This window comes from Bradyrhizobium sp. 154, assembly GCF_023073875.1.
Classification (GTDB): domain Bacteria; phylum Pseudomonadota; class Alphaproteobacteria; order Rhizobiales; family Xanthobacteraceae; genus Bradyrhizobium.
In genome coordinates this window covers 54,282-65,949 of record NZ_JADPKG010000001.1, presented here as the reverse complement: position 1 = coordinate 65,949, position 11,668 = coordinate 54,282, and the positions used below count along the sequence as shown (strand labels likewise).

Annotated in this window: 10 protein-coding genes; 1 reads left to right on the top strand and 9 read right to left on the bottom strand. The window is 64.0% G+C overall.

The genetic code is table 11. From position 1 onward, the window contains the following. Positions 1 to 191 precede the first annotated feature (191 nt). The 6 genes from IVA92_RS00280 to IVA92_RS00255 form a co-directional block, all read right to left on the bottom strand. The gene (locus IVA92_RS00280; RefSeq protein ID WP_247276688.1) at positions 192 to 959 is read right to left on the bottom strand and encodes an anti-sigma factor; all 768 of its coding nucleotides are present in this window, start codon (positions 957 to 959) and stop codon (positions 192 to 194) included. Then, on the bottom strand, positions 956 to 1,504 hold the full coding sequence (locus tag IVA92_RS00275) for a sigma-70 family RNA polymerase sigma factor (protein WP_247276693.1): 549 nt from the start codon (positions 1,502 to 1,504) through the stop codon (positions 956 to 958). Before IVA92_RS00275 ends, IVA92_RS00280 begins: the two co-directional genes overlap by 4 nt. A gap of 115 nt (positions 1,505 to 1,619) precedes the next feature. Then, a complete protein-coding gene (locus IVA92_RS00270) occupies positions 1,620 to 1,955 on the bottom strand; it encodes a cupredoxin family copper-binding protein (protein ID WP_247276687.1) in 336 nt (111 codons plus the stop codon). A 14-nt stretch (positions 1,956 to 1,969) separates the two neighbouring features. After that, positions 1,970 to 2,914: a metallophosphoesterase gene (locus tag IVA92_RS00265; protein ID WP_247276686.1), complete on the bottom strand. Its 945-nt coding sequence runs from the start codon at positions 2,912 to 2,914 to the stop codon at positions 1,970 to 1,972. 228 nt (positions 2,915 to 3,142) lie between these two features. After that, positions 3,143 to 4,024 carry an alpha/beta hydrolase gene (locus IVA92_RS00260; RefSeq protein WP_247276685.1) on the bottom strand — a complete coding sequence of 294 codons (882 nt, stop codon included), beginning with the start codon at positions 4,022 to 4,024 and terminating at the stop codon, positions 3,143 to 3,145. Positions 4,025 to 4,036: 12 nt separating this feature from the next. After that, complete coding sequence (locus IVA92_RS00255) at positions 4,037 to 5,656, bottom strand: GMC family oxidoreductase N-terminal domain-containing protein (RefSeq protein ID WP_247276684.1); 1,620 nt, start codon at positions 5,654 to 5,656, stop codon at positions 4,037 to 4,039. Between the two features lie 212 nt (positions 5,657 to 5,868). Between IVA92_RS00255 and IVA92_RS00250 the strand changes: the two genes are divergently transcribed. Continuing rightward, entirely contained in the window at positions 5,869 to 7,041 is a 1,173-nt protein-coding gene (locus tag IVA92_RS00250; protein ID WP_247276683.1) for a M20 aminoacylase family protein, read from the top strand. A gap of 155 nt (positions 7,042 to 7,196) precedes the next feature. Here IVA92_RS00250 and IVA92_RS00245 read toward each other — a convergent pair whose 3' ends face one another. The 3 genes from IVA92_RS00245 to IVA92_RS00235 all read right to left on the bottom strand — a co-directional run bounded on the left by IVA92_RS00245 (position 7,197) and on the right by IVA92_RS00235 (position 11,601). Then, on the bottom strand, positions 7,197 to 8,825 hold the full coding sequence (locus tag IVA92_RS00245) for an inorganic phosphate transporter (protein ID WP_247276682.1): 1,629 nt from the start codon (positions 8,823 to 8,825) through the stop codon (positions 7,197 to 7,199). 98 nt (positions 8,826 to 8,923) lie between these two features. Continuing rightward, on the bottom strand, positions 8,924 to 10,366 hold the full coding sequence (locus tag IVA92_RS00240; protein ID WP_247276681.1) for a UdgX family uracil-DNA binding protein: 1,443 nt from the start codon (positions 10,364 to 10,366) through the stop codon (positions 8,924 to 8,926). After that, complete coding sequence (locus IVA92_RS00235) at positions 10,366 to 11,601, bottom strand: putative DNA modification/repair radical SAM protein (RefSeq protein WP_247276680.1); 1,236 nt, start codon at positions 11,599 to 11,601, stop codon at positions 10,366 to 10,368. Before IVA92_RS00235 ends, IVA92_RS00240 begins: the two co-directional genes overlap by 1 nt. Between the last annotated feature and the right edge of the window lie 67 nt (positions 11,602 to 11,668).

Genomic DNA, 11,668 nt, shown 5'->3' with positions numbered 1-11,668 from the left:
TGCAGATAGTTGCGCTCAATCGTCCGGTCATAGCTGTTGTCGCGCATCGGATCGTCCTCCGCTGGAGCGATCCAATCAGCGAATTAGTGAACATGCACAATTGCGAGCGAAGCGAAGCAATCCAGGATCGTTCCGCGGAAAGAACCTGGATTGCTTCGTCGCTACGCTCTCGCAGTGACGGCGAGACCCTTCTATCCCTCCACATTCGCCTTGATCGCCGCCTCGAACCTGTCGACGAACTCGGCGAGCTCGTCGGCGCCGAGATCGCTGACGGCCCAGAAGTTCAGGCCGCGATTGCCCCAACGACGGCAGTTGAAGCCCTGCATGGTTTCGGTCTTTGGCGCGCGATATTCCGCGTTCGATGTCTGCGACACGAACAGGTTGATGACGTGCTGCCGGCGCCGGTAGACGACGGCGCCGATGGCGCGCGCATCGATATAGTCGAGCCGGCCGCCGACCAGCGTGAAACCCTGCGCGGTGAGGTCGATCACGGGCGGGGCGACGTCGAGCTTGCCGTTGAACCATGGCTTGACGGTGTGCTGGTCGGTGGAAAGCACGTCGGTAAGGTGACCGGCCTGAAGCGAGCGCAGATGCGCGGAGACGACCTCCGACAGGATACGCTGCTGGTCGTCCTGGCGCAGCACCACCGCGACGATGCCCGAAGCAGCAAGCGCGGAGACGGCTGAGCCCATTGCAAAGCCGCGCAGCACGGAGCGGCGGGTTGGTTGTTGGCGCTGCGGCTCGGGCAACGAGGCCTCGATCCGGCTGCGCAGGCTTGGGGGCGCGGTGTAGCGCAAACTGGCGTGGGCGAGCACGCGTTGCATGTCGCGCTGCGCGGCGAACTCCGCAGCGCAGTCCGGGCAGCTTGCGATGTGGGCTTCGACCTCGCGCGCATGGCCCGCATCGAGCTCATTGTCGAGCAGCGCGTGAAGCAGGTTCCTCGCTTCTTCGCAAGTCATCTTGAGTGCTCCTCTTCCACATTCCAGGCCGCGCGCAGCATGGCGCGGGCGCGGGCGAGGCGGGACATCACGGTACCGATGGGCGCGCCGACGACCTCGGCGATTTCACGGTAGGAAAGATTGTTGATCTCCCGCAGCACGAAGGTTTCCTTGAACGGTTCGGCGAGCGCGTCGATCAGCTTGCGGATCGCGCCGGCATCGCGGCTGCGCAGCACTTCGGTTTCCGGGCTTGCCTCGCTCTCCTGCCAGATTGGTGTCTGCTCGGCGGCGCCGGGCGTCTCCTCGATCGCGCTGTGGGAATGCGCGCGCCGCGCATATTCGGCGTTGCAGACGTTGCGCAGGATCGCGAACAGCCACGGCTTCATCGCCGGTCCATGATAGCTGTCAAAGTGCTTCAGCGCTCGCAGATAGCACTCCTGCACCGCGTCCTCGGCGTCGGAGGCATCGCGCAAGAGATAGCGCGCGAGCGTGTAGACGTCGTCGAGATAGGGCAGCGCCGCTTCGCGGAAGCGCAGCGCCTTCTGCAAATCGTCGGTGCCGGGCATCGCTCCTCGCTTTGCCTTTTGCTTTGCCACTTCTTTTGCCGTGATCGAATAGGTCTGAGCCCGGCCGGCGTGGGACAACCGGCCGGGCAAGACGTGGGTGCCTTGGTTGGAGACGTTACTCAACCTTGATCATCCCCGTCATGTGCGGATGCAACGAGCAAAAATATTTGTAGTCGCCCGCATTGGTGAAGGTGAACGAGAACTTGTCCTTGGTGTCCAGGGTCTTGGACCTGAACTTGCCGGCCGACACCACGGTGTGCGGGATGTCGTCCCGGTTGGTCCAGGTCACGGTGGTGCCGACCTTGATCGTGAGCTCGGCCGGCTGGAAAACGAAATTATCGATATGCACCTCCGTCTCGTCGGCACGGGCAGCTGTTGTGGGCAACAGGATGGCCGCGGCCAAAGCGAGACCGAAGTCGACACCGAAGTCGCGCCGATTGAGTGTCTTCATGATCAGCTTTTCTCTCAGCCCTGGAGCGGCGTGTCGATGATGGCGAGGCGCTGCTCGTTCTGCTTGAAGTTGATGCTGGCAACGCCGAGCATGGAGCGGAGCCTGGCGTTCTCGACCTTCATCGGTCCTGGTGAGGGAGCGGCCCCCGGCGCCGGCTGCGGGAAGGCGGTCGAGCGCGCAGTGTGGAAAGTGACGTTGCCCTCGACCTTCTGCATCACCTGGTGGATGTGGCCGTTGAGCACCGTGACCGAGCCGAACCCCTTGACGTATTCCAGCGCGCGGCCGCCGTCTTCGGTGCCCCAGCCCCATTCGGGATAGACGGTCCAGAGCGGGATGTGCGCGAACAGCACGACCGGAGTCGATTTTGACTTGCCGCGCAGATCGTCCTCGAGCCAGGCGAGCTGCTCGGCGCCGAGATTGCCGAGGCCGCCGGCCTTGAGGTCGACGACGTTGACGAGGCCGATGAAGTGCACGCCGCCGGCGTCGAACGAGTACCAGCCGCGACCCTTGGTGCCACGGCCGTAGCGTTCGCGATAGAGCTTCACCTCCTCGTCGATGATGTCGTGCTCGCCCGGCACGTAATGCACGTCGAGCTTGGTTTGCGAGATGATGCGCTCGGCATTGTCGAATTCGGCGGCCTTCGACAGATGCGTGATGTCGCCGGTGTGGATCATGAAGGACGGCTTGACCGGCATGGCGTTGATCTTGCCCACGGCTTCCTCCAGCGTGCCGAGCGCGTTGGGATTGGCCGGCTTGTCGAAGCCGACATGGCTGTCGCTGATCTGGAGGAAGGTCATGCCGGGCGCGGCCGCGGTAGCAGCTTGCGCACTATCGATGATGCCGAACGAGCGCGGCACGCCGCCGGTGATGGTCCAGAGCACCCCGGTGCCGGCCCAGGTCATGCATTCCAGCACCTTGCGGCGGCTGACACCGTCGTCCCCGTGATCGTGTCCGCTCATCGCGCATCTCCTCTCGCCCGGAATTGGGCTTCGGGAAGGTGATCGGGGAAGGAAGCGTCTTATTCCCGAATGCGATGACGATTTCGTGAGGGGGAAATTCTCGTGTCCCGGACGCAACGCAGCACCTCTTGGTGATGCGTTGCAGAGCCGGGACCCTGAAAGCCGCGCGGTGCGCCGTGAGATGGGCCCCGGCTCGGCGGCGCATCTGCGCCGCGTCCGGCACGAGACTTACTTTGAAAAATCTCTCACGGCTTGCACCACGGCCTGCGGCACTTCCTGCGCCACGCAATGCCCGGCATCATCGAAGACCAACGTACTGACGCGCGGAATCAGCGATACGGCGCGCGCCGACATTTCCTTGTAGATCGGCCCCGACTTCGCGGCGGTCGTGACGCGCACCGGGCAGTCGATCTCGGTGAGCGAGGTAAACGGATTGCCGCGGGCATCGCCAACGTAAACCTGCTCCATCGCCTCGTAGATCGGACACAGGATTGCCGACTCGATCTCCGGCGTGCAGCAGAGCTTTACCCGGCCGTCGTCGAGCGGCACGAAGCCGTGGCGCACGTAAGCCCAAAGCGACGTCTCGGTCCAATCCGCAAATGCCGGCGCCGCCCGGTAGCGCGCGAAGACGGCCGCAGCGTTCTCGAATTCGGCCCGTCGCCGCAGCGTGCCGTGCACGCGGGAAAGGGATTCGTCGCTCAATGCGCCGGAGCGCGCCGCGCGCGGGTCCATCACGGTCGGCTCCATCACGAACAGGCGCGTGAAGCATCCGGGACGAAGTTTTGCCGCGAGGAGTAGGTCGGTTGCACCAGCACTGTGGCCGATGCCATAGACGTCGCGCAGCTCGAGTGTCTCGATCACCCGGCTCACGTCATCGGCGTAATCCAGGAAGTGATAAGCGCCGGGCTTGTGGCTGGCGCCATGGCCGCGGCGGTCGAGCGCATAGACGGTGTAGGTCGATGCAAGCTCGCGCGCGACCTCGTCCCAGACGTCAGCGACGAAGCCAGTGCCATGCAGGAGCAGGGCAGGTGGTTTCCCGCTCTCGCCCCATTGCAACATGGCGATCTGCGCGTCGGCTGGGCCGATTGAAAAGCGGTACGAATTGATCATGGTGGCCGGATGCTACTTCGCATCCTCCAAAATCATCGCCGCACCTTTCTCCGCGATCATCGCGGTCGGCGTGTTGGTGTTGCCCGAGGTGATGGTCGGCATGATCGAGGCATCGACGATGCGAAGACCGCCGAGGCCGTAGAAGCGCAGGCGTTCGTCGACCACCGCCATCGGATCGTTCGCCGCGCCCATCTTCGCGGTGCCGACGGGATGGAAGATGGTGGTGCCGATGTCGCCGGCAGCCTTCGCAAGCGAGGCATCGTCGTCGCCGACGGTGGGGCCGGGCAGATATTCGATCGGGCGGTATTTTGCCAGCGCCTTCTGCTGCATCAGGCGTCGCGTGGTGCGGATGGCGTCGGCGCCGACCTGGCGATCGTCGTCGGTCGACAGGTAATTCGGCGCAATGATCGGCTTCTCTTCAGGCGTTGCCGAGCGCAGCCGCACGGTGCCGCGAGAGGTCGGTTGGAGATTGCACGCGCTCACCGTGATCGCGGGGAAGCGGTGCAGGGGATCGCCGAACTTGTCGAGCGACAGCGGCTGCACGTGAAACTGGATGTTGGCGCGTGCGCGCGTCGCATCGGAGCGCGTGAAAATGCCGAGCTGCGATGGCGCCATGGTCAGCGGCCCGCGGCGGCGGAAGGCGTAGTCGAGCCCCATCAGGCCGCGGCGAAACAGGTTGTAATAGGTCTCGTTCAGCGTGCGCACCCCTTCGACCTTGTAGATCGCGCGCTGCTGGAGATGATCCTGCAAGTTGCGCCCGACGCCGGGCCGGTCCACGACGATGTCGATGCCGAGCGGCGAAAGCCAGTCGGCGGGGCCGATGCCGGAGCGATGCAGCACCTGCACCGAGCCGATCGAACCGGCCGAGAGGATCACCTCGCGCTTGGCGCGCGCCTCGATGATCTCGCCATTCTGGATGAAGCGCACGCCGACGGCGCGGCCCTGCTCGATGACCAGGCGGTCGACCAGCACATGCTTTTCCAGCCGCAGATTGGGACGGTTCAGCGCGGGCTTGAGGAAGCCGCGCGCCGACGACCAGCGCCGGCCGCGCTTCTGGTTGACGTGGAAATAGCTGGTGCCTTCGTTGTCCCCGGTGTTGAAGTCCGGGATGCGCTTGATGCCCATCTCCTCGGCGGCGTCCCCAACGGCGTCGAGAATGTCCCACGACAGTCGCGGCGCCTCGATGCGCCAGCCGCCTCCTGTGCCATGATGCTCGCTCGGCCCAAGGAAATGATCCTCCAGCCGTTTGAACAGCGGCAGCACGTCGCCATAGCCCCAGCCGGTCAGCCCGAGCTGGCGCCAATGGTCGTAGTCGGCAGCCTGTCCGCGCATGGAGATCATGGCGTTGATCGCCGAGCAGCCGCCGATCACCTTGCCGCGGGGATAGGCGAGCGCGCGGCCGTTCAAGCCCGGCTCGGCTTCAGTCTTGAACATCCAGTCCGAGCGCGGATTGCCGATCGCGAAGAGATAGCCGACCGGGATGTGGAACCAGATCCAATTGTCGTCGCCGCCGGCTTCGAGGATGAGGACGCGGTTGTTGCGATCGGCCGACAGCCGGTTCGCGACGATACATCCCGCGGTGCCGGCTCCGACGATAATGTAGTCAAACTCACCTTCGAGCCGTCTTGGCATTCTGCGTCCATCCCAACAGGCGTCATGCCAGGGCTTGTCCCGGCCATCCACGCGCTTTCTGTCGTAATAGTCGGACGTAGATGGCCAAGACAAGCTGGCTAAAAGCCCGGCCATGACGAAAGGACAGGTTACCTTCGATCCGCCGGAGTTAGGTGGACCGGCGCTTGCATGGTAGGACAATCCTGTGTTCCCAAAAAAGCTTGAGATCCTCCATGCCTATCGTGAACCGCGTCGCCGACCTCCAACCGGATATTCAGGCCTGGCGCCGGGACATCCATCAGCATCCGGAGCTGCTGTACGAGGTTCACCGCACCGCAGCATTTATCGCTGACCGCCTGCGCGAGTTCGGCTGCGATGAGGTCGTGACTGGCCTCGGCCAGACCGGCGTGGTCGGCGTCATCAAAGGCAGCAAGCCGGCCGGCGACGGGCTCAAGGTGATCGGTCTGCGCGCCGACATGGACGCGCTCCCGGTCGAGGAGCAGACCAACCTGCCTTACGCCTCGAAGAACCCGGGCAAGATGCACGCCTGCGGCCATGACGGCCACACCGCGATGCTGCTGGGTGCGGCGCGCTACCTGGCCGAGACCCGCAACTTCGCCGGCGATGCCGTGGTGATCTTCCAGCCGGCCGAGGAGGGCGGCGCCGGCGGCGAGGCCATGGTCAAGGATGGCCTTATGGAGCGTTTCGGCATCGAGCAGGTCTATGGCATGCACAACGGCCCGGGCATCCCGATCGGCTCGTTTGCGATCCGGCCGGGACCGATCATGGCGGCGACCGACGAGGTCGACATTCTGATCGAGGGCGTCGGCGGCCATGCCGCGCGTCCGCACAAATGCGTGGACTCCGTGCTGGTCGGTGCACAGGTGATCACTGCCCTGCAATCGATCGTTGCGCGCAGCGTCGATCCCCTGGAATCGGCTGTGATCTCGATCTGCGAGTTCCACGCCGGCAATGCCCGCAACGTCATTCCGCAGACGGCGACGCTGAGGGGCACTATCCGCACGCTGTCGCCGGAGGTGCGCCAGCTGGTCGAGAAGCGCGTCCGCGAAGTTGTGGCCGGCGTGGCGCAGATCACCGGCGCCAAGATCGATCTGCGCTACAAGCGCAATTATCCGGTGGTGAACAACCACGCTGCGGAGACCGAGGTGGCAAGGCGCATCGCCAAGCAGGTCGCAGGGGACGCCAACGTGCACGAGATGCCGCCGCTGATGGGCGGCGAGGATTTTGCCTATATGCTGGAAGCGCGGCCTGGAGCGTTCATCTTCTGCGGCAACGGCGACAGCGCCGGCCTGCATCACCCCGCCTACAATTTCAACGACGAGGCGATCGTCTTCGGTACGTCCTACTGGGTCAAGCTGGTCGAGGAACAGCTGGCGGCGTCTTAAGGCTTCTGAGTCGTCATTCCGGGATGGTCCGCAGGATCAGACCTGGAATCTCGAGATTCCGGGTTCGGCTCTTCGAGCCGCCCCGGAATGACAATCTTGAATGCAAATGGCCGGGCTAAGGCCCGGCCATCCGCATTTATGAAGTGTCGTTCTTCTCAGAACATCCGCGAGAAGATCACGTAGAGCGTGGCCGACAACATGATCGCGCAGGGCAGCGTCAGCACCCAGGCCATCAGCAGATTGCGGATGGTCGACCATTGCAGGCCCGAGCCGTTGGCCGCCATGGTGCCGGCGACGCCGGACGACAGCACGTGAGTGGTCGAGACGGGCAGGCCGAACACGTCGGCCGCGCCGATCGTGGCGGCGGCCACGAGCTCGGCCGAGGCTCCCTGCGCATAGGTGAGATGGCTTTTGCCGATCTTCTCGCCGACGGTGATAACGATGCGCTTCCAGCCGATCATGGTGCCGAGGCCGAGCGCGATGGCGACTGCGATCTTCACCCAGGTCGGGATGAACTTGGTCGCGGCGTCGAGCGAGCCCTTGTAGGTGTTGAGCACCGCGATCTCGTCCTTGTTGAGATCGTTCGCCTTATCCTTCATCAGGAAGCGGATCGCTTCCGAGGTCAGGTACATGTCGTTGCGGGTGTTGCCGACGGCTTCGGCGGGTACCTTGCTCAACGTGCCGTATCGAGCGACCTGATCGCCAACGTCCTTCACCAGCAGGGCGAGCGAGGGATAGGTACCATCGTTGAGCTCGTGCAGGGCGATGTATTGCGTCACCGCCGGGCGAGGATCGCCGATGATGCTGTGGCCGGCGCCTTTCGCCGAGATCACCTTGGAGGCAGCCTCGGAGGCCTTCTGGAACTGGGCGACCTGAGATTCCGGCAGCGCCCGGTTGAGGGCGTAAGCCGTCGGCACGGTGCCGATCAGGATCAGCATGATCAGGCCCATGCCCTTCTGGCCGTCATTGGAGCCGTGGGCGAAGCTGACGCCGGTGCAGGTCAGGATCAGCAGGCCCCGGATCCAGAGTGGCGGCGCCTTGTTGCCCTCAGGTGCCGCGTACAGAGACGGATTGCGCACGATGAACTTGAGCAGCAGCAACAGCACGGCGGCACAGATGAAGCCGAACAGCGGCGACAGCAGCAGCGCGTAACCGATCTCGGTCGCCTTGCTCCAGTCCACGCCGGAGGTGCCGTCGCGGCCGCGCATGACGGCGTTGGCGACCCCGACGCCGATGATCGAGCCGATCAGCGTGTGCGAGGACGAGGCGGGCAGGCCGAAGAACCAGGTGCCGAGATTCCAGAGGATCGCGGCGATCAGAAGCGCGAACACCATGGCGAAACCGGCGCTGGAGCCGACCTGGAGGATCAGCTCGACCGGCAGCAGCGAGACGATGCCGAACGCGACCGCGCCGGAGGACAAGAGCACGCCGAGGAAGTTGAAGAAGCCCGACCACATCACCGCGACTTCGGCCGGCAGCGAATGGGTGTAGATCACGGTGGCCACCGCATTGGCGGTGTCGTGGAAGCCGTTGACGAACTCGAAGCCGAGCGCGATGAGGAGCGCGACGAATAGGAGGATGTAGGGCAGGTAGGTCGTCACCCGCGTGCCGGTCGCGTTGATGTCGACATAGATGCTGTAGGCGACGAACAGCGCGCCCGCGGCGAGGATGCCGAAGAACAGGATCAGCGTCAGCGGATTGAAGCCCTTGTCGAGATTTGGCCGCGACGCCTGCTGGACGGGCGCGCGATCTGTTACGGCGCGGTCGAATGCTACATCGGTCATCTCTGGACGCCCCTTAACCTTCAGGTAAGGGTATTGTCCGCGATGGATTTGAAGGCTGGATGACAACCAAGGCGTGAAAGCCGCCTTCCTGCCAGTATTTAAGCAGCCCGTGCAGCCTTCTTCTGCAAGCCGGCCGCGATCTTCAAATCTTCGACAAAGCGCTGATATTCCAGCACCTTGGCCTCGGGATCGGGCAGCCGCAGCAGATAAGACGGATGCACCGTCACCAAAGCCTTGCGCCCGTCGGGAAGGTCGATCAACCGGCCTCGGTTTTTGCCGATGGGCGTGATCTTGCCGAACACGCTTTGCGCGGCGGTGGCGCCCATCGCGACGACGAGATCGGGCTGAACGGCCGCCAGCTCCCGCTCATACCATTGCCGGCACGCCCGGATCTCCGGCGTATTCGGCTTCTGGTGCAGGCGGATCTTGCCGCGCGGCACGAATTTGAAGTGCTTGACGGCATTGGTGACATAGACCTTCTTGCGATCGACGCCGGCTTCCTCGAGCGCGCGATCGAGCATCTGGCCGGCCGGGCCGACAAAGGGATGGCCGGCGAGGTCTTCCTTGTCGCCGGGCTGCTCGCCGACCAGCATGATGTTGGCGGACTTCGGGCCCTCGCCGAACACCGTCTGGGTCGCGTCCTTGTAGAGATGGCAGGCGCGGCAATGCGCGGCCTCCTCGCGAAGCGCGTCGAGATCGTCGGTTGTGGTTTTGCGTTTCATCGGAGCCTCCGGCCGCTTCTGAGGCTTGTGCGGATCGGTTGCGGCATTGGCGATCATGGCGCCGGTCATGCGCTCGGCGTCCTCGATCAAGGGCTTAATGATCGAAGCCTCGGGCAGGTTCCTCCAGTATTTTTTCGGCATCTCGGCCTGCATCGGCTTCACCTTGAGCCGGGCCGGATTGAAGATGCTGGCATAATAGCGCCGCCAGGTTTCCTCCAGACGGTCTTCGCCGGGCGCCTCGCTCTTGCTGACGCCCGGCGTGAACGAGAGTGCGTGGCCATCCCAATGCGCGCAGAGGTCGGGCGTCAGGATCGACCAGGGCATGTCGGCAAAGCGCTTGGCGAAAAATGGCGCGGCGAGCTCGACGATGTGATGTTCCGGCTCGAACCAGGCGACGTAATGCGCCTGGCGTTCCCTGCCGATTTCGCGGAAGCGCACGAAGGCATGCATCTTGTGCTCGTCGCGGTAGACTGCCTTCGCCATGGCCGTGACTTGCGCGACATCGGGATCGGTTGCGACCTCGATGAGATCGTGATTGTCCTTCAGCCGAAATAGCAGGCGATAGAGGATCGCAAAGCGTTCGCGGTCGCGGTGCAGGATTGCCGCTTTGGCGAGCTCGACGAATTTCGCGGAGACGTTGAAGGTGCTATCGCTGCCCTCCGGCAGCAGAGACGGCGAGGGCGGCGCGAACAGCTCCGCTTCGCCTCCCTGCACGGCCCAGGTGACATCGGCTGGCCTGACGCGGTGAAGCACGAGGCTACGTGCGGCTTTGCGCCAGCCTTCGAAATCGGTTTCATGATCGAGAGTGATGAATTGCATCAGAAGCCAAATCCCAGTTGCGTCGCCTTTGGCTTGAACCGCTCGATCAGCCGCGCCTCGTCGAGACAATGCGGTGAGGGGCGGTGATCGCTGAGGACGATGAACGGCAGCGCCTTGTGCCGGGGCACGTGCAGCCGCGCGAGATCGGCGAGGCGGATCATTGTCGTGCGCCGCGTCGCGATGATGCGTTCGACTGCTTTGGTGCCGAAGCCCGGCACGCGCAGCAATTCCTCGCGGCTGGCGCGGTTGACATCGAGCGGAAAGCGGTCGCGGTGGCGCAGTGCCCAGGCGAGCTTTGGATCGATGTCGAGCGGCAGCATCGCGCTGTCGTCGACGATCTCGCCGACGTCGAAGCCGTAGAACCGCATCAGCCAGTCGGCCTGATAGAGGCGGTGCTCGCGCAGCAAGGGCGGCGCGCGCAAGGGCAGGGCGCGGCTGGCGTCGGGGATCGGGCTGAACGCGGAATAATAGACGCGGCGCAGGCGGTAGGCGCCGTAGAGATTGGCGCTGGTGTGGAGAATGGTGTGATCGGAGGCCGTGTCGGCGCCGACGATCATCTGCGTGCTTTGCCCAGCCGGCGCAAAGCGCTGCGGCTTGGCCTTCGTTTTCGCGCTGCGGCCTTCCTCGGCTTCATCGAGCTTGAGCCGCAGCCGGCCCATGGTGCGGCGGATCGCGCGCACGTCCTTCTCCGGCGCGAATTGCTTGAGGCTCGTCTCCTGCGGCATCTCGATGTTGATGGAGAGACGGTCGGCATATTGGCCGGCTGCTGCGATCAGCGCATCGTCGGCTTCGGGAATCGTCTTGAGGTGGATGTAGCCGCGGAAGTGATGCTCCTCGCGCAGTTTTCGCGCGACGCTGACCACTTGCTCCATGGTGTAATCGGGACTGCGGATGATGCCGGAGGAGAGAAACAGGCCCTCGATGTAATTGCGCCGGTAGAAGTCGAGCGTCAGCTTGACGACCTCGTCGATGGTGAAGCGGGCGCGCGGCACGTTGGAGGAGGCGCGGTTGACGCAATAGAGGCAATCGTAATTGCAGGCATTGGTCAGCAGCACCTTGAGCAGGGAGATGCAGCGTCCATCCGGCGCGTAAGAATGGCAGATGCCCATGCCCGGCGCGGTCGAGCCCATGCCCTTGCCGTCGCTGGAATCCCGCTTCTCGGTGCCGCTGGAGGCGCAGGATGCGTCGTACTTGGCAGCATCCGCCAGGATTTCCAGCTTGCGTTGTACGTCCATGTTTGAATCTCTTTGATTCCACTCATGAATCCTAAAGCGCGCCAATTCGATTGACTCCCAGGGCGGC